Here is a 17,788-nt window from a genome sequence, read left to right as displayed (position 1 = left end):
GAGGCGCGTGGGCCGCGAAGCAATCCATGGTTCGGCTCGGTGGCGCTATGGATTGCTTCGCTGCGCTCGCAATGACGGGCTGGTGTAACTAAGCCCCGATCGCGATTTTCGGCTCGGCGTCGGCGTTCGCCTTCAATTCCTTCAGCGCGCGGCGGTATTCCACCGGCATCACCTTGCGGAATTTCGGCAGCCAGGCCTTCCAGTTCGCGAGGATCTCGGTAGCCTTCTTCGAGCCGGTCAGCTTGGCATGGCGCGAGATCAACACGTGCAGCCGCTCGACGTCGGAGTCGAGCAGGTTCTGGAACACGTCGACCCGGCCATGCGCTTCGAGATCGCCGGTGTGGTGATAGGTGTTCTGGTTGATCATCTCTTCCGAGAGCACCGGCTCCAGTTCGACCATCGCCATGTTGCAGAGTTTTGTGAAGTCGCCGGCTTCGTCCAGCACGTAGGCGATGCCGCCCGACATGCCGGCCGCGAAGTTGCGCCCGGTCTTGCCCAGCACCACGACGATGCCGCCGGTCATGTATTCGCAGCAGTGATCGCCGGCGCCTTCGACGACCGCCACCGCGCCGGAGTTACGCACCGCAAAGCGCTCGCCGGCGATGCCGCGGAAGTAGCACTCGCCCTCGATCGCGCCGTACATCACCGTGTTGCCGACGATGATCGATTCTTCCGGTACGATGCCGGAATTTTTCGGCGGCCTGACGATGATGCGACCGCCGGACAGGCCCTTGCCGACATAGTCGTTGCCTTCGCCTTCGAGATCGAAGGTGACGCCCTTGACGAGCCACGCGCCGAATGCCTGGCCCGCGGTGCCCTTCAGGCTGACATGAATGGTGTCATGCGGCAGTCCGGCATGGCCGTAGATCTTCGCAACGGCTCCGGACAGCATCGCGCCGGCCGAGCGGTCGGTGTTGTTGATCTCTTCCTCGATTTTCACCGGGGCGCCGCGGTCGAGCGCGGCCTGCGCCTTGGCGATCAGGCGGCGGTCCAGCACCTTTTCCAGATGATGGTTCTGCGGCTCGGCGTGATAGATCTTCTGGCCCTTCTCTTCCTTTTGCCGCACGAACAGCTTCGAGAAATCGAGCCCCTTCGCCTTCCAGTGCGCCACCAGCTTGGATTGGTCGAGCATCTGGGTCTGGCCGACCATCTCGTCGAACGTCTTGTAGCCGAGAGATGCCATGATCTCGCGGACTTCCTCGGCGACGAAGAAGAAGTAGTTGATGACGTGCTCGGGCTGGCCGGTGAAACGCTTGCGCAGCACCGGATCCTGCGTCGCGACGCCGACCGGGCAGGTATTGAGATGGCACTTGCGCATCATGATGCAGCCGGCGGCGATCAAGGGCGCGGTGGCGAAGCCGAATTCGTCGGCGCCCAGCAGCGCGCCGATCACGACGTCGCGTCCGGTACGGAAACCGCCGTCGACCTGCACCACGATGCGGCTGCGCAGCCGCTCGCGCACCAACGTCTGGTGGGTTTCGGCAAGGCCGATTTCCCAAGGGCTGCCGGCGTGCTTGATCGAGGTGAGCGGGGACGCGCCGGTGCCGCCCTCGAAGCCCGCGATGGTGACGTGGTCGGCGCGCGCCTTCGCCACGCCCGCGGCCACCGTGCCGACGCCGATTTCGGAAACCAGCTTGACCGAGACCTGGCCGTCCGGATTGACGTTCTTGAGGTCGTAGATGAGCTGCGCCAGATCCTCGATCGAATAGATGTCGTGGTGCGGCGGCGGCGAGATCAGGCCGACGCCCGGCGTCGAATGCCGCACGCGCGCGATCGTCGCGTCGACCTTATGGCCGGGCAACTGGCCGCCTTCGCCGGGCTTGGCGCCCTGTGCCATCTTGATCTGCATCATGTCGGAGTTGACGAGGTATTCCGTCGTGACGCCGAAGCGGCCCGAAGCGACCTGCTTGATCGCCGAACGCATCGAATCGCCGTTCGGCATCGGCTTGAAGCGATCGGCTTCCTCGCCGCCTTCGCCGGTGTTCGACTTGCCGCCGATCCGATTCATGGCGATCGCAAGCGTAGTGTGTGCTTCGCGCGAGATCGAGCCGAAGCTCATGGCGCCGGTGGCGAAGCGCTTGACGATTTCGCTGGCCGGCTCGACCTGGTCGAGCTTCACCGGCTTGCGCTTCTCGTCCTCGGCCGTCTTGATTCGGAACAGGCCGCGCAGCGTCAAGAGCCGCTCCGACTGCTCGTTGAGGATCCTGGCGAACGCCCGGTAACGCTCCTGCGAGTTGCCGCGCACGGCATGCTGCAGCGTGGAGACGGACTCGGCCGTCCAGGCATGGTCCTCGCCGCGGGTGCGGTAGGCGTATTCGCCGCCGACATCGAGCGCATTCTTGTAGACCTGGGCGTCACCGAACGCGTCGGTGTGGCGGCGCGCGGTTTCCTCGGCGATTTCGGCAAGGCCCACGCCCTCGATGCGGGTGTGGGTGCCGGCAAAATACTTGGCGACAAAATCGGCCTTCAGCCCGACGGCGTCGAAGATCTGCGCGCCGCAATAGGACTGGTAGGTCGAGATGCCCATCTTGGACATCACCTTCAACAGGCCCTTGCCGATCGACTTGATGTAGCGCTTGACGATTTCATAGTCGTCGAGCGCGCCCGGCAGGCGATCCTTCATCGCGATGATGGTTTCGAACGCCAGATACGGATTGATCGCCTCGGCGCCGTAGCCGGCCAGACAGGCGAAATGATGCACTTCGCGCGGCTCGCCGGATTCGACGACGATGCCGACGGAGGTCCGCAGGCCGGTGCGGATCAGGTGGTGATGCACGGCGGCGCAGGCGAGCAGCGAGGGAATCGGAATCCGGTCCGTGCCCGCCATCCGGTCCGACAGGATGATGATGTTGACGCCTTCGCGCACCGCGCCCTCGGCGCGCGCGCAGAGTTCGTCGAGCACCTGCTCCATCCCCGCCGCGCCGAAGCCGGCGTGGAAGGTGGTGTCGAGCGTGCGCGACTTGAAATGGGTGTCTGCGACGTCGGAGATCGAGCGGATCTTCTCCAGATCCGCATCGGTCAGGATCGGCTGCCGCACTTCGAGCCGCTTGGTCGAGGCCATGCCCTGCAGGTCGAACAGGTTCGGCCGCGGCCCGATGATCGAGACGAGGCTCATCACGAGCTCCTCGCGGATCGGATCGATCGGCGGGTTGGTGACCTGCGCGAAGTTCTGCTTGAAATAGGTGAAGAGCGGCTTCGGCCGGTCCGACAGCGCCGAGATCGGCGTGTCGTTGCCCATCGAGCCGGCGGCTTCCTCGCCGGTCGCCGCCATCGGCGTCATCAGGATGTTGATGTCTTCCTGCGAATAGCCGAACGCCTGCTGCCGGTCGAGCAGCGGCAGGTTGGAGCGCACACCCTTGGTGGCCGCATCAGGCAATTCCTCCAGCACGAGCTGGGTACGATGCAGCCAGTCGCTGTAGGGATGGCTCTTGGCGAGCGTCGCCTTGATCTCGTCGTCGGGAATCAGGCGTCCCTGTTCAAGGTCGACCAGCAGCATCTTGCCCGGCTGCAGCCGCCACTTGGTGACGATCTGGTCCTCGGGGATCTTCAGCACGCCCATTTCGGACGCCATCACGATGCGGTCGTCGTTGGTGACGAGATAGCGCGCCGGGCGCAGCCCGTTGCGGTCCAGCGTCGCGCCGATCTGGCGGCCGTCGGTGAAGGCGATCGCGGCGGGGCCGTCCCACGGCTCCATCAGGGCTGCGTGATATTCGTAGAAGGCGCGGCGCTGCTCATCCATCAAGGGATTGCCGGCCCACGCTTCCGGAATCATCATCATCACCGCGTGCGGCAGCGAGTAGCCGCCCTGCACCAGGAATTCCAGCGCGTTGTCGAAGCAGGCGGTGTCGCTCTGGCCTTCGTAAGAGATCGGCCACAGGCGGCTGATGTCCTTGCCGTAAAGCTCCGAATGCACGGAGGCCTGGCGCGCCGCCATCCAGTTGACGTTGCCGCGCAGCGTGTTGATTTCACCGTTATGGGCGATCATCCGGTACGGATGCGCCAACGACCAGGTCGGGAAGGTGTTGGTCGAGAAGCGCTGATGCACCAGCGCCAGCGCGCTCTCGAAATCTTCTTCGTGCAAATCGGGATAGTACTTGCCGAGCTGGTCGGCGAGGAACATGCCCTTGTAGATCACGGTACGGCACGACATCGAGACCGGATAATAGCCGGCCATGCCGCGATCGCGCCGCTGATAGATCGCCTGCGAGATCGACTTGCGCAGGATGTACAGCCTGCGCTCGAACTCTTCCTCGGTCTTCGCCGTGCCGTTGCGGCCGATGAACACCTGCATGTGGTAGGGCTCGGTCGGCTTGACCGTGGCGCCGAGCGAAGCGTTGTCGGACGGCACGTCGCGCCAACCGAGCAGCACAAGGCCCTCTTCCTTGATCTGTTCGGCGATGATGCTCTGGATCACCTTTCGCCACGCCGTTTCCTTCGGCATGAACAGCGCGCCGATCGCGTACTGGCCGGGCTCCGGTAGCTTGAAGCCGAGTTCGGCGGTCTTGCGAGCGAAGAAGGCGTGCGGGATCTGCACCAGAATGCCGGCGCCGTCGCCGGCGCGCGGATCGGCGCCGACCGCGCCGCGATGCTCGAGGTTGCAGAGAATGTTAAGCGCGTCGGAGACGATCTGATGCGACTTCTTGCCCTTGATGTTGGCGATGAAGCCGACGCCGCAGGAATCCTTCTCCAGGCTGAGATCGTAGAGGCCCTCCGCCGGCGGACGCCAGTCATGCTCGCGCCGAGAATCCTCAAGCAGCGTGTCGGCCGGTTTCGAAGCCGCGGTCGCCGACAGGGTTTCTGTCACGATGTTTTCGCGCTCGAATTCCGACCCGCTCATTTCATTCCTCTCAAAAAAGGCTAAGGGCCTCACCGCATCGTCGGCGCACCTTGGACGCTTGCGGCACCCACCGGGCCACCGCTCGTCCGCCGCGAGCCGCAATTTCTTAAATTCAGGCCTTCCCGTTCAACGTCCCTGAGGAACGGCCTTGCCTGCACTGCCCCGACGCTCGTGGCGCCACGGTTTCGTTGCAATCCCTATGCCGGGACCGCCCCGCAATTGAGACAGTGATACTGTCCTAACTTCGACCATGCCAAATTTTTCTTTATCACACAAGCGCGTGAAAGTCCTTAGCCCGCATGCGGATCGGCGGCTTGCGGCCGGGAAAGACCGCAGGCTGGGCCTTGCGGCGGCAGCGCGCCCCGATCCGGCCCAAGGACCGCCGGATTTCGTAATGAAATTGACCGCGGGCCGGCGGACGAGAGAGCGGAATGCTCCCGTCCGGTCCGGCGGCTAAAGGGGATTACAGGAGCTTTCGACAATGAAGTTGTTCACGGGATCTTTGGCGGCGGGACTGATCCTTCTTGCTGGCGGCGCGCAGGCGCAGGTTCCCGGGCGCTACACAGCGGCATCCGATTTCGATGCACCCTATGCGGTGGCTCCGCCGGTGGTCCATGGGCCGCGCTATGCCCCCGGCCCGGACTACGTACCCGGTCCGCAATACGGATACGCCCCCGGCCCCGGCCTGCTGCCCTCGACCGAGGTCTATTCCGTGCTGCGCGACAACGGATTTTCTCCGCTCGGAATCCCGAGGCTGCGGGGCTTTGTCTATACGATCTCGGCGATCGACAGGAGCGGTGAGGACGGCCGGCTGGTGATCGACGCACGCAACGGCCGGATCATCCGTTTCGTGCCCTATCGAACGGGCGACAATTTCTACGAAGACCAGAGCGCGCTGCGCGCGCCACCGGCTGCTCCGGTGCCGCAAGCCAACACGGAGGCGCAGGTTCAGGCCGTGACACCGGCAGCTCCTTTCCAGGCCGCCCCGCGGCCGTCAAAGCCGCCTGCGCAGCTGGCGAGCCGAACGGTGCCGATGCCGAAGGCCAGCCCGATCGCAGCCAAGCCCACGCCGGCGCCGGTACAGCAGGCCACCGCGCCTGCGCCGAAGCCGACCGAAGTGCAGGCTGCGGCTGGGCCGGCCGCCACGGGCTCGATCCCGGCCACGCCTGCCCCGCAGATTGCGCCGACCCAGGATATGCCGAACGTGCAGGGGCTGGAGTGATCCCATCGTCGTCCCTGCGAACGCAGGGACCCATACGCCGCGGCCGGCGGAAATGGCACACGGGAAGACGGCTTTGCCTCAACGACTGCGCACTGTGATTATGGGCCCCTGCGTTCGTAGGGGCGACGATTTGAGGGGTTCACGCCTCTAGCCCGTCGTCCCTGGGTTCGCATGCGTAGGGACGGCAGCAAAACAAAACGCCCCGGTCATCCCCGGGGCGCTTTCGTTGTAGCGAGCTATTCATGCTGGCCCGCGGCGGTCAGGATCAGGTCGGCGACCTTGTCAGCCTGTGACACCAGCGACAGGTGACCGGCGTCCAGCTCGACTGTCGTCGCATTCATGCGCTTGGCGAGAAATCGCTCGAGGTCGGGATTGATCGTGTAGTCCTGCTTTGACACCGCGTACCAGCTCGGCTTGCTGCGCCAGGCGGCGGCAGTGGTGCGGCCGGCAAACAGGGAAGCTGCGGTCGGCTCCTGCACGGCGTAGAGGACCTCGGCGGTCTTCCGGTCGACGCCATTGGCGAAATATTTCAGGAAAGCGTCCTCCGACAATTTGGTGAAGCCGTCATGGTCCTGAACGCCAGCCCGCGCCGGCCCCGTTGGGAATTTCTGCGAGAGCGCGACGAAATCCTCGCCCGCGTCAGGCGCCCGCGCCGCGATATAAACGAGCCCCGTGACCTTCGGGTCGGTGCCGACTTCGCTGATGACGGTGCCGCCCCAGGAATGCGCCACCAGCAAGGTCGGACCGTCCTGCTGCGCCAGCGCGCGGCGCGTGGCCGCGACCGAATCCGCCAGCGAGGTTAGCGGATTCTGGACCGCGGTGACGTGAAGTCCCGCCGCCTGCAGCCGCGCAATGACTTCCGACCAGCTAGATCCGTCGGCCCAGGCGCCGTGCACCAGCACGACGTTCTTGACCGGCGCCGCGGTCGCCGCCTGCACCGTCTGCGCACCAAGTGATCCGGCGAGAACGCCGGCAATGAGTGTCAGTGTTCGCAACGTCTTCATCGATCTGCTCCGTATCTGGCTGTCCCGGCTCGCTGGCAACTTCGATGGGAGCAGCAGCATCGTTACGGCCGTCACGCCGACGTGATCCGCGCGAGGTCTCGCAAAATTGCGGTTCAGGATTGCGCGCAAAAAAACGCCCCGGTTTCCCGGGGCGTTTCGCGTTTAGCCAACAAGGGCTGAAAACCTTGCCGCCTTACGCGGCGACGGAAGCGTCGACCACCTGCGGAGCCTGCGCGCCCGAATTGATCGGAATGCTGCGCGGCTTCTTGGCTTCGGGGATCTCGCGGACGAGATCGACGTGGAGCAGGCCGTTCTCGAGCGAGGCGTTCTTCACCTGCACGAAATCGGCAAGCTGGAAGACACGCTCGAAGGCACGTGCGGCGATGCCGCGGTAGAGCACTTCGGATTTGTCCTTGCCGTTCTCGTTGGCGGTTTTCTCGCCCTTGATCGTCAGCGTATTTTCCTTCGCGACGATCGACAGCTCGCCTTGCGAGAAGCCGGAAACCGCAACGCTGATGCGGTAGGCGTTCTCGCCGGTGCGCTCGATATTGTAGGGCGGATAACCGGGGCTGCCGTCCGAGGTCACCTGGTCGAGCAGGTTGAAGAAGCGGTCGAAGCCGACGGTGGAACGATAAAACGGGGTGAGATCATAAGTACGCATAGCATAGTCCTCCATTGAGCGACTGTTTCAGTTACCCGCCCGCCATCGGGCCGGGCCGTAGTCCTGTGCAGCCTCAGGTTTGGAGCCTTGGTTCCGGTTCCGAAACACTGGTAGCGGCCTGCACGAAAGTGATATGGGAGGGGAGAAACAGCGTTCAAGAGGGGCGAAACGGGCCCTTTTTTGCGCCCCCGCCTTGATTTCCAGCCCTTTTCACCTATCCGGTTGCCCGTCATGACGCTTGTCTCGATCCCCGCCAATCCGGTTCCGGAGGACGTCGTCTCGGGCACCATCAACACGCCCGATGGCGCGGAACTGCGGTTTGCGCGCTGGGCGCCGCCGGCAGGCCGCAAGGGCACGGTCTGCGTCTTCACCGGGCGCAGCGAGTCGATCGAAAAATACTTCGAGACCGTGCGGGACCTGCGCGACCGCGGGTTTGCGGTGGCGATGATCGACTGGCGCGGCCAGGGGCATTCGTCGCGCCGGCTGCGCGACCCACGCAAGGGCCATGTTCGCGACTTCTCCGATTTCGAGGTCGACGTCGAAACCTTCGTGCAACAGGTCGTGCTGCCGGATTGTCCGCCACCCTATTTCGCGCTGGCGCATTCGATGGGCGGCGCGGTCATGCTGCGGGTAGCGCATGCAGGAAAGCGCTGGTTCGACCGCATGGTGCTGTCGGCGCCGATGATCGACCTGCCGGGACGCAGGACCTCGTTCCCGACACGGGCGTTGCTTCGGGTCATGCGGCTGATGGGGCAGGGCGGCCGTTACGTACCGGGCGGCAGCGACGCGCTGACCGGAACGGAATCCTTTATCAACAACCCCTTCACCAGCGATCCCGTGCGCTATGCCCGCAACGCCGCGATCCTGGAGGAAGACCCGACGCTGGGCATCGGCTCGCCGACGGTTGCCTGGGCGGATACCGCATTCCGGGCGATGCACACCTTCCGCGGCATGAACTATCCGTCCGAGATCCGCCAGCCGATCCTGATGCTGGCCGCCAGCAACGACACGATTGTTTCTACCGCCGCAATCGAGGAGTTCGCCTATCATTTGCGGGCCGGCTCGCATCTGGTGATTGCAGGCTCCAAGCACGAGATCCTGCAGGAGCAGGACCGCTACCGCGCGCAATTCTGGGCGGCGTTTGATGCGTTCGTGCCGGGGACGCCGCTGTTCAAGTGATGTGTCAAGCTGTCATTTGCCGGGCGTCGTGGTCCGCCTTGCGCAGACTCCGTAAATTTGTCTGCGCTCCCCGCAATCCATCCTGCTTCGAATGAATCGTGCTTGTCCGCTGGCGCGGACGATGGATACGCGGGTCAAGCCCGCGTATGACGGCGGTGGTCTACGCCGCCGGCTTCGGCAGCCGCGCCGTGATCCGCTCGGGCAGGCGCTGCTCGACGAACAGCGTTCTGACTTCGGCGACGCTCAGGTAGCGGGCCTCGCCTTCGCCCTTGCCGAGGATTTTCAAGAGGACCGGCCATTCGCCTTTCATCAGGATCGGGAAGTACCAGCGCGCCGCTTCGCCGCTGCGCTTGAGATTGGCCGTCATGAAGGCCTCGATCTCTTTCGCCGTCAGCCCGAGTTCGATGCCTCCTGAAGGATCCTTGCAGTCCCTGCCGAAGGTGGCGAGCCGGTCGATCTGGTCTTCGTGAACCTTCGCGTCGGCGTCGAGAATGCGCGAGCCGCCGCCATGCTTGTCGAGCGGGCCGTTGCGCAGCTCGTCGAGCACGGCGCCCGAAGTCGCGCTGTTGAATACGCGCAGCGGCCCGAGCCCGTTGGCAATGACCGCAACCAGCCAGGTTTCCAGCCGCACCTTGTTTTGCCGCGCACCTGTTTCGCCGCTCGCCAATCCGATCATTTCTGACAATTTCGAGAGCGGGACGACGTGGCCGCCGACATAGCCGTTGGCGACGAGGGCGCGCAGAAACGGGCAGGGATTGTTGGGCGAAACCGGAAACTGCGCGGCAGGCGCGGTGTCCGCGGCAATAGGATGGTCCGACATGGCTCAAATCCTCAAAGGCGCCGAATATGAAAAATGGCCTGTCAGCGACGCAGGGCGATGACGGTTTCTGAAAAAGGAATCGGCGGGCGCTACTTCAACGTGTAGACAAGTTTTGGCGGAAATCGGCGAGGTGTCAACCGACGCGCCATCCACCTGTCAGGAATCGACGGCAAGCTTCGGAGAGGATTCGACGAGGGTCAATCTGCTGAAGGGGATGCCGGCTTTCACAAGCCCATCGCGATAGTGCGCGATGTCGGCCTCCAACTTCCAATGAAAATTCCGCAGGTAACGGTCGACGGTCAGGTTGGGATAGTTGCTCAGCAGAACCTCGGCCGCGCTCGCCGCTTCCGCGGTTCGTCCCGATTGCGCGAGCGCTGCCGCTCGTATCGCCAGCGCCTGGAGATGATTGGGATTCATATAAAGCTCTTCGCGGGCCCAGGACAGCGAAGCGTCATATTGCCCGAGCAGGTAGTGGCTGAACGCGTTCACGGCGGCCCATTGATATCGAGGGTCGTTGTTGCCTTGCTGTGCCGCCATCGTAAACAGCTCGATGGCCTGCCGGTGTTCGCCGCTCATCAGGTGACAAAAGCCGAGCACGCCGCGGGCGCCCATGTCGTAAGGATTGAGCCCGACCGCGCGCTTTGCGGCGTCCATTGCCGCCTCGTAGTGCCCTTCCACCGCATGCAGATAGGCCAGAATCTGAAACGCGAAAGACGAACGGGGATCGAGCCGGACGCTGCTCTCCGCAAGACTCATCGCGGAATCCCACAATTCCCGCGTGCTCTTGATCCATCCGAACTGAATGCCCTGGATCTGGATGGTGGCGAGGTAGGCGCGCGCGATCGCCAGCGTCGGATCGAGCGCGATGGCTTCCTTGAACAGGCTGATCGAGGTTTCGTAATCCGCCTTGGTGTGCAGGTAGTAGTAGGACAGTCCCTTGAGGAACCGATCCCAGGCGCTGATATCGTTCGACGGCGTGCGGGGCGGGGCGGACGCTTCCGCCCGGTAGATCTCGGCCGCGATCGCCGCCGACAGGCTGGTGGTGAGTTCGTCCTGCATCGCGAACAGGTCGCCGATATCGCGGTCAAACCGGCCGGTCCATAATTGCTCGCCGGTCTCGGGCGCGATCAGTTCGGCGGTGACGCGAATCTTGGTTGCGGCGCGCCGGACCGAGCCCTGGATCAGATAGGTCGCGTCGATCTCGCGGGCGATCAGGCGCGTGCTGACGTTCTTGCCCTTGAACGAGAATGTCGCATTGCGACTCAGCACCCGATAGAACGATTGCAGCGACAGCGCGTGGATCAGGTCCTCGGTCAGCCCGTCGGAAAAATACTCGTCCGCGCTTTCGCTCAAATTCGCGAATGGGAGCACGCCTACGATCGCGGTGCGATACTGGGCGGGGAGGTTGGCGGCCGACATCTCGGACGCGGCCTTGCGCGGCGGTCCGGCGGCGTCGGCGCCACCGGGCTGCCAGGTCCAGACATGGATCGGCTCCTCGATATTCTTGAAACGGTAGGGACCGGCATCGACGAAGGTAACGCTGAGGCGCTTGCCGGCTTCATGGCAAGCCTTGCCCGAAACCGCCACCCCGCCCGGAGCGGCGACCGATTCGAGGCGCACGGCGATGTTGACGTCGTCGCCGAACACCTCGTCCTCATCAGCCATCACGTCGCCCATGTGGATGCCCATGCGAAACTGCATCGAGCGATCGGCAGGCAGGTGCTCGTTGCGCTCTGCCATCACCATCTGCATCGCGACAGCGGCCTCGATGGCCCCGACGATAGAGGGAAACTCCAGCAGAAAACCGTCGCCGGTGTTTTTCACCAGGCGGCCGCCATGATTGAGGATGATGGGGTAGATCGCGGTGCGATGGGCCTTGAACGTGGCGTGCGTCCCCGCCTCGTCGGCCCCCATCATGCGGGAATAGCCGGCGATGTCAGCGCAGACGATGGCTGCCAGGCGTCTTTCCATTTCCCCACTATATCCCCAATGGCACCGGATAGGACGTAGACATACCACTATGTGGTCGGCCGACCGATTCCAATGTTTATAAAATATGCGCAATCCGGCGGAAGCCCGATTTGCTCATGATAGTACTGCAATCCCTCGGATATTAGCGTATGCGCAGGGAGGGTCGAGGGGACACAACGGGAACCGGTTAACAATGACAGAGATGCTCGGCATTCACCAACTCTGGCTGTTCATTCTCTCCGGGCTGCTGCTCAATATCACCCCGGGGCCGGACACCGCCTACATTATCGGCCGCAGCATCCAGTTCGGATGGCGCGGCGGGGCGGCGGCGGCGACCGGAATCAGCGTCGGCTGTCTCGTGCACGTGTTTGGCGCCGCTATCGGCCTGTCGGCGCTGCTGATGACGTCATCTGCCGCCTTTGCGATTTTGAAATGGGCCGGCGCCGCCTATCTGCTGTTTACCGGCGTCCAGATGCTGCTGTCGCGTTCGCCCCCGCTGGCCGAGGCGGCAGCGACGGGCAATGGCTCGGCAGGCAGCGAGATGTCGCTGGCTCGCGTGTTCTGGCAGGGCGCGCTGACAAATGTGCTCAATCCGAAGGTGGCGCTGTTCTTTCTGGCGTTCCTGCCGCAGTTCGTAGCGGCGGAGTCTGCCCACAAGACGCTGGCCTTCCTGGCGCTGGGTCTGATCTTCATCACCGGCGGCACGTTGTGGTGCTTCTGCATCGCCGCCTTCGCGGCCCGGGCCGCCGGTCGTATCCGGCAATCGGCCGGCGCGGTGGCCTGGATCAACCGCTCGCTCGGCGGGTTGTTCGTCTATCTCGGTATCCGGGTGGCAATGCTGGAGGCGCGCTGATCCGTCAGCCGTGCATTTTCATGAAGGCGCTGGCGGCGAGATAGAGCCCGAGAAGGATCATCGCGATCAGGAACCAGCGGCGAAATACGTCCGGCTGCATGCGATTGCGCACCGCCTGTCCGATGAACATGCCGGCAAAGGATGCGGCCATCGCGATAGCGCCCGGCAGCGCGGTCGCCGCCGTCAACAGGCCCGTGGCGGTAAGAGTGAAGGCCAGCGCCATCGTCGCTACTGTGAAGAATACGCCAAGCGCCTGCACCAGTTCGTCTTTCTCCATGCCGATCGCCTGCAGATAAGGCACCGACGGGATCACCTGAACGCCGGTCGCGGCCGACACCACGCCGGTGATCAGGCCGACGATGCCGCCAATCCATTTCTCGTTGCGGTGTGCAACCTTGAAATTGAGTTTGCTGAGGCCGAGGATCGCGTAGATCACCAGCAATGTGCCGAGCGCGACCGTGCCATAGGGCGCATATGGGCCGGTCAACAGCCCCGCGTTCAGCCAGATGCCGGCGACGGTGCCGGCCATCAGCGGCCACAGCCGCCGCATGATGTCACGCAAATACGGGCCACCAAAAGTCTGCCAGATGTTGGTGACGATCGCCGGCACGATCACGATCGCGATCGCCTGGCCCGGCGGCATCGTCACCGCGAGCAGGCCCATCGACACCGTCGGCAGGCCTAATCCGACGACGCCCTTGATAAAGCCGGCCAGCAGGAAGGCCGCGGCGATGAAAATGAGCATGGGTTCGATCATGCGCCGGACATTGACCTATCGGCATTACAGGCTCAATCTGGAGGTTACGGAGGCAGCCTTCGGAACAAGCGAAGGTTAGTGTTCTTCTCCGTCATTGCGAGCGCAGCGAAGCAATCCATCTCACGGCACGAAGAAGGACCGGATTGTTTCGCTGCGCTCGCAATGACCGCTGAGCAGGAAATCCCATGCGCTTTGATTTGGTCGATCTGCAGCTCTTCATCGCGGTGGCCGAGACCCGCAGCATCACCAATGGCGCGCACAGAGTCCATCTCGCGCTGGCGTCGGCGAGTGAGCGGATCAAGGGACTGGAACAGGCGCTCGGTGTTTCGCTGCTCACGCGCGGCCGCCGCGGCGTCGAACTGACGCCGGCGGGCGAAAGCCTGCTCGATCATGCCAGGATCGTGATCCACAATGTCGAGACCATGCGCGGCGATCTGCTGGCCTTTGCCCGCGGCGTGAAAGCGACCGTCCGCTTTTTCGCCAATACTTCGGCGCTGTCGGAATACCTGCCGAAGACGCTGGCCGCGTTCCTGAAAGAGCATCCTCATATCTCGGTCGATGTCCAGGAGCACGAAAGCGGCGACATCGCCCGCGCCATCGTCACCGGCGCCGCCGATCTCGGGCTCGCGGCCGATCATGCGCTGCCGGACAATATCGAGCGGATTCCGTTCAGCGAAGATCGCCTGGTGCTGGCCGCGCCCGGCGAGGGCGAACTGTTGAACCGACGGCAGGTCGAGTTTGCCGAAGTGGTGGGGCGGGATTTCATTGGCTTGATCACGTCAAGTGCGCTGCACGCCCATGTCAGCGGACATGCGGCGCGGCTCGGGGCGCGCTTGCGTTTCCGCGCCCGGATGAACAATTTCGATGCGATCGGGCAGATGGTTGCCGCCGGCATCGGGGTCGCCGTGATGCCGGAGGTCGCGGCAAAGCGTTGCGCGCAGTCGATGAAGATCAATGTCATCAGGATCAAGGATGGCTGGGCCAACCGGCGGCTTGCGATCTGCGCCCGCAGCTTCCGGGCGCTGCCGAAACCCGCGCAGCAACTGGCGGAGCATCTGCGCAAGAGCGCGCCGCGGTGAATGTGAGGGAGCGCGAAGGTCTGGCGCTACTTTCCCGTGGCAAGGCCGGCGGCCTTGATGACGCGCGCCCACTTTTGCGCCTCGGTATCAATGTAGTCGCGAAAATGCCCCGGCGTGTTGCCGGCGACCGTCAGGCCCTGATCGGCGAGCTTTTGCTTCACGTGCGGATCGTTCATCGCCTCGTTGGCAATGCGGTTCAGGGTTGTGACGATTGTCTCGGGCGTTCCGGCCGGCGCGATCATGCCGTACCAGTTTTCGATCAAAAGATCGGGCATGCCGACCTCGGCAGTGGTCGGCACGTCGGGTGAGGTGAGTGCCCGTTTCGGCGCACCGAGGGCAATTGGGCGCAGGCTGCCCGACTTGATATGCGGCAGCAGCACCGGCAAATCGAGGAACGCCATCTGCACCTGCTGGCCGAGCAGATCGTTGATGGCGGGTGCGGCGCCCCTATAGGGCACGTGCACGATGTCGATTCCCGCCGTCAGTTTGAGCAGCTCGCCGGCAAGATGCGGCATGCCGCCGACGCCGGCAGACGCAAAATTGAGTTTCCCGGGCTGTGCCTTGGCGAGCGCGATCAGCTCCTTCATGTCACCGGCAGGGACGTTGCTGGCAACGACCAGCATTTCCGGCACCGTCGTCACCAGAGTGACGGGCGAAAAATCCTTCGCGACGTCGTAGGGCACCTTTTCCATCATCGGGTTGATGACGAGTGCGCTCGCGCTCACGATTCCGATCGTGTAGCCGTCGGGGGCCGCCTTTGCGATCGCATCGGTGCCGAGCACGCCGGCCTGGCCGCCGCGATTGTCGATCACAACCGGCTGTTTTGCGATTTCCGACATGCGCTGGCCGACCAGGCGCGCGATGATGTCGTTGGGACCGCCGGCCGGGAACGGGACGATTAGCTTGATCGGTTTGCTCGGAAAGTCCTGCGCTGCGGCCAGCGTCGGCAACAATAACAGCGTCAGTCCGGCAAGCAGCTTGCTCAGCGGTCTCATGAGTGCTCCCCGATCCCGCATCTAACGTGCGTGTTCGGGGCATCGTACGTGATGAACCGCTCCGTGCAAGGTCCTGCCGTTGTGGCGGAGCCGAGCCCTGTCAACGCAGGAGTTCGTCGGTCCGCGCGAGCGTGATATTCGCGGTTACGTCTCTAGCTGTTCAGCAGCTTCAGCGTCGCCTCGTGCACGCGCGCGTCGCCGGCGGCGACGATGCGGCCGCCGCTCTGGGCCGGCTTGCCTTCCCAGTTGGTGACGACCCCGCCGGCGCCGGTGACGATCGGGATCAATGCCGCAATGTCGTAGGGCTTCAGTTCGGTCTCGACCACGAGGTCGAGATGGCCGGCCGCCAGCATGCAATAGGAGTAGCAGTCGCCGCCATAGCGTGACAGCCTCACTGCACTCTCGACCCGGCCGAAGATTTCGCGGTCGGCGGCGTTCATCAACAGCGGACTGGTGGTGAAGGAGGTCGCTTCCTTCAGCGTTGCGCAGCGGCGCACCGTCAGCCGCCGCTCGCCCGACGGCCCCGAATAATGCGCCGAGCCAGAATCGCCGGAAAAGCGCTCGCCGATATAGGGCTGGTGCATCATGCCGAACACCGGCGTGCCCTTGTGCAGAAGTGCGATCAGGGTACCCCAGATCGGAAATCCCGCGATGAAAGATTTGGTGCCGTCGATCGGGTCCAGCACCCAGACATATTCGGCGTCCTCGCGCTCGTTGCCGAATTCCTCGCCGACGATGCCGTGCTGGGGAAAATTGGCCTTGATCAGGCGGCGCATCACAGCTTCCGCAGCGCGGTCAGCCTCGGTGACCGGGTCGAAGTCGCTGGCGCTCTTGTTGTCGATGGAGAGCGAGGTTCGGAAAAACGGCAGGATGGTCTCGCCTGAAGCAGTTGCAAGCCGCCCGATAAACGCTGTGAAATCGATGACCGTCACGGCTGTCCCTTACCGCAATAGAATGCCGCCTATTGCCTAGCCCAATCCGGGCTGCCGCGCACCGCCAACGGCACGTTATTCCCATTCGTTTGCACGCCGGCTTTCGAATCGGCTTTCGCAATGGCTTCGTTTAGGCATGGATTTTTGGTTAGCGCTGATATCACGAAGTCGCGAGTTTTGGCATACCAGTACTGCAAAGAGACCGGGGCTGCGACGAAGCGTTCACATAAGTGTTTGATTTTGTTACAGTAAATCCGCAGAAGCGGCGATGTTGCTTATCGGCAAGTTTGTTCCACATTGCGCCGGAGAGGGCTGAAAAACACTTGCGTTTTGTGCAGCGCGGTCGCATATTGTTGCGGTGCGGTAGCGCCTCGCGCTATCGCTGCCCTCCTTGGGCGTTTCCTCCCTAGACTTGGGCCGCTTGTTCATTCAAGCGGCCCTTTTTTCTTTTGGAGGTGAGCGTCATTCCGGACGTCGCGCAGCGGCGATCCGGAATCTCGAGATTCTCAGGTGCGCAATTGCGCACCATAGTTCGCTTCGCGCCCGGAATGACAGAGGGCTCTACTCCGCCGCCGCCTGGAATGGACCGAGATCTCCGAGTGGCACCTGCGCCAGCGCGTCGGCCAGCGTGGCGAAGTCGGTTACCACCTGCGCAAAGCGCGGGCTGCGCTCGCGCCGCCGCTCATCCATATAGATCGCGCGATTGAGTTCGAGCTGCACGGTGTGCAGGCCGCTGGCGGGATTGCCGTAATGCTCGGTGATAAAACCGCCGGCATACGGCTTGTTGCGCCCGATCGAATAGCCGAGCCCGTTCATGATTTGCTCGACGACATCGGGCAAAAGGCTCGAGCAACTGGTGCCGTAGCGGTCGCCGATCACGATATCGGGCCGCCGCGGCTCGTCGCGCGAGACGCCGACCGACGGCATCGAGTGGCAATCCACCAGGATCACGGTTCCGAACGCCTGATGGGCCTTGTTGATCAGCCGGCGAAGCGCGCGGTGATACGGCTTGTAGAGCGCCTCGATCCGTCCGAGCGCTTCGTCGACGGAGAGCCGTTCGCGATAGATTTCCTGCCCGTCACCCACCACCCGTGGGATGGTGCCGAGGCCGCCGGCGACCCGCATCGAGCGGGTATTGGCGAAACTCGGCAACCGCCCGGTGAACATTCGCGGATCGAGCTCATAGGGCTCGCGGTTCACGTCGACATAGGAGCGCGGAAAATTGACCCGCACTGTCGGAAAGCCCTGCGCGCTGAGGCCTCCGATCAATTCGTCCATGAACGAATCCTCGGAGCGCCGCAGCGCGGCGAGGTCGATCCGGGAAGCGTTGAGAAATTCGAGCGGATAGACCGAGCCGGAATGGGGCGAGTTGAAGATGATCGGCGCCCGCCAGTGCTGCGGCTCCACGATCTCGAACGGGGGCGACAGCTCGCCATCAAACTGGGTCATCGTCGGGCGCCGTCCCTTGAATGTCCGCA

The 17,788-nt window shown here is 63.6% G+C and carries 12 protein-coding genes and 1 pseudogene; 4 read left to right on the top strand and 9 right to left on the bottom strand.

From position 1 onward, the window contains the following. Positions 1 to 88: 88 nt before the first annotated feature. Positions 89 to 4,837 carry a glutamate synthase large subunit gene (gltB, locus tag HCN50_RS20580; RefSeq protein ID WP_171711515.1) on the bottom strand — a complete coding sequence of 1,583 codons (4,749 nt, stop codon included), beginning with the start codon at positions 4,835 to 4,837 and terminating at the stop codon, positions 89 to 91. 481 nt (positions 4,838 to 5,318) lie between these two features. On the opposite strand from gltB, the gene HCN50_RS20575 reads away from it, so the two are divergent. Beyond that, positions 5,319 to 6,059, top strand: coding sequence for a hypothetical protein (locus tag HCN50_RS20575; RefSeq protein WP_171711514.1), 741 nt, complete (start codon positions 5,319 to 5,321; stop codon positions 6,057 to 6,059). 236 nt (positions 6,060 to 6,295) lie between these two features. Here HCN50_RS20575 and HCN50_RS20570 read toward each other — a convergent pair whose 3' ends face one another. Both HCN50_RS20570 and HCN50_RS20565 read right to left on the bottom strand, forming a co-directional pair. Then, positions 6,296 to 7,063, bottom strand: a complete 768-nt coding sequence (locus tag HCN50_RS20570) for an alpha/beta fold hydrolase (protein WP_171711513.1) — start codon at positions 7,061 to 7,063, stop codon at positions 6,296 to 6,298. 193 nt (positions 7,064 to 7,256) lie between these two features. Then, positions 7,257 to 7,724, bottom strand: a complete 468-nt coding sequence (locus HCN50_RS20565; protein WP_028350462.1) for an Hsp20 family protein — start codon at positions 7,722 to 7,724, stop codon at positions 7,257 to 7,259. Between the two features lie 231 nt (positions 7,725 to 7,955). Between HCN50_RS20565 and HCN50_RS20560 the strand changes: the two genes are divergently transcribed. Continuing rightward, complete coding sequence (locus HCN50_RS20560) at positions 7,956 to 8,903, top strand: alpha/beta fold hydrolase (RefSeq protein ID WP_171711512.1); 948 nt, start codon at positions 7,956 to 7,958, stop codon at positions 8,901 to 8,903. A gap of 166 nt (positions 8,904 to 9,069) precedes the next feature. Here the strand turns inward: HCN50_RS20560 and HCN50_RS20555 are convergent. After that, positions 9,070 to 9,723 (bottom strand): annotated as a pseudogene (locus HCN50_RS20555) (di-heme-cytochrome C peroxidase); the annotation flags it as partial. A 156-nt stretch (positions 9,724 to 9,879) separates the two neighbouring features. Further along, positions 9,880 to 11,694, bottom strand: a complete 1,815-nt coding sequence (locus tag HCN50_RS20550) for an adenylate/guanylate cyclase domain-containing protein (RefSeq protein WP_171711510.1) — start codon at positions 11,692 to 11,694, stop codon at positions 9,880 to 9,882. Positions 11,695 to 11,896: 202 nt separating this feature from the next. Between HCN50_RS20550 and HCN50_RS20545 the strand changes: the two genes are divergently transcribed. Then, a complete protein-coding gene (locus HCN50_RS20545; protein WP_171711997.1) occupies positions 11,897 to 12,547 on the top strand; it encodes a LysE family translocator in 651 nt (216 codons plus the stop codon). Positions 12,548 to 12,551: 4 nt separating this feature from the next. Here the strand turns inward: HCN50_RS20545 and HCN50_RS20540 are convergent, their stop codons facing one another. Further along, positions 12,552 to 13,304 carry a sulfite exporter TauE/SafE family protein gene (locus HCN50_RS20540; RefSeq protein ID WP_171711509.1) on the bottom strand — a complete coding sequence of 251 codons (753 nt, stop codon included), beginning with the start codon at positions 13,302 to 13,304 and terminating at the stop codon, positions 12,552 to 12,554. A gap of 185 nt (positions 13,305 to 13,489) precedes the next feature. On the opposite strand from HCN50_RS20540, the gene HCN50_RS20535 reads away from it, so the two are divergent. Further along, positions 13,490 to 14,383: a LysR family transcriptional regulator gene (locus HCN50_RS20535; protein ID WP_171711508.1), complete on the top strand. Its 894-nt coding sequence runs from the start codon at positions 13,490 to 13,492 to the stop codon at positions 14,381 to 14,383. Positions 14,384 to 14,409: 26 nt separating this feature from the next. Here HCN50_RS20535 and HCN50_RS20530 read toward each other — a convergent pair whose 3' ends face one another. From HCN50_RS20530 to HCN50_RS20520, 3 genes are all read right to left on the bottom strand, one after another. Next, the gene (locus HCN50_RS20530) at positions 14,410 to 15,378 is read right to left on the bottom strand and encodes a Bug family tripartite tricarboxylate transporter substrate binding protein (protein WP_171711507.1); all 969 of its coding nucleotides are present in this window, start codon (positions 15,376 to 15,378) and stop codon (positions 14,410 to 14,412) included. Positions 15,379 to 15,530: 152 nt separating this feature from the next. Continuing rightward, the gene (hisN, locus tag HCN50_RS20525; protein ID WP_171711506.1) at positions 15,531 to 16,310 is read right to left on the bottom strand and encodes a histidinol-phosphatase; all 780 of its coding nucleotides are present in this window, start codon (positions 16,308 to 16,310) and stop codon (positions 15,531 to 15,533) included. A 561-nt stretch (positions 16,311 to 16,871) separates the two neighbouring features. Then, entirely contained in the window at positions 16,872 to 17,759 is an 888-nt protein-coding gene (locus HCN50_RS20520) for an N-formylglutamate amidohydrolase (RefSeq protein ID WP_171711505.1), read from the bottom strand. Between the last annotated feature and the right edge of the window lie 29 nt (positions 17,760 to 17,788).

The organism is Bradyrhizobium archetypum (assembly GCF_013114835.1).
GTDB classification, from domain to species: Bacteria; Pseudomonadota; Alphaproteobacteria; order Rhizobiales; family Xanthobacteraceae; genus Bradyrhizobium; species Bradyrhizobium archetypum.
The sequence above is the reverse complement of the archived record's forward strand: the minus strand, read 5'-3'. Positions and strand labels throughout refer to the sequence as shown.

Coding starts and splice junctions, on each gene's coding strand:
- gltB (WP_171711515.1), bottom strand. CDS start 4,837: ATGAGCGGGTCGGAATTCGAGCGCGAAAACATCGTGACAGAAACCCTG.
- HCN50_RS20575 (WP_171711514.1), top strand. CDS start 5,319: ATGAAGTTGTTCACGGGATCTTTGGCGGCGGGACTGATCCTTCTTGCT.
- HCN50_RS20570 (WP_171711513.1), bottom strand. CDS start 7,063: ATGAAGACGTTGCGAACACTGACACTCATTGCCGGCGTTCTCGCCGGA.
- HCN50_RS20565 (WP_028350462.1), bottom strand. CDS start 7,724: ATGCGTACTTATGATCTCACCCCGTTTTATCGTTCCACCGTCGGCTTC.
- HCN50_RS20560 (WP_171711512.1), top strand. CDS start 7,956: ATGACGCTTGTCTCGATCCCCGCCAATCCGGTTCCGGAGGACGTCGTC.
- HCN50_RS20550 (WP_171711510.1), bottom strand. CDS start 11,694: ATGGAAAGACGCCTGGCAGCCATCGTCTGCGCTGACATCGCCGGCTAT.
- HCN50_RS20545 (WP_171711997.1), top strand. CDS start 11,897: ATGCTCGGCATTCACCAACTCTGGCTGTTCATTCTCTCCGGGCTGCTG.
- HCN50_RS20540 (WP_171711509.1), bottom strand. CDS start 13,304: ATGATCGAACCCATGCTCATTTTCATCGCCGCGGCCTTCCTGCTGGCC.
- HCN50_RS20535 (WP_171711508.1), top strand. CDS start 13,490: ATGCGCTTTGATTTGGTCGATCTGCAGCTCTTCATCGCGGTGGCCGAG.
- HCN50_RS20530 (WP_171711507.1), bottom strand. CDS start 15,378: ATGAGACCGCTGAGCAAGCTGCTTGCCGGACTGACGCTGTTATTGTTG.
- HCN50_RS20520 (WP_171711505.1), bottom strand. CDS start 17,759: ATGACCCAGTTTGATGGCGAGCTGTCGCCCCCGTTCGAGATCGTGGAG.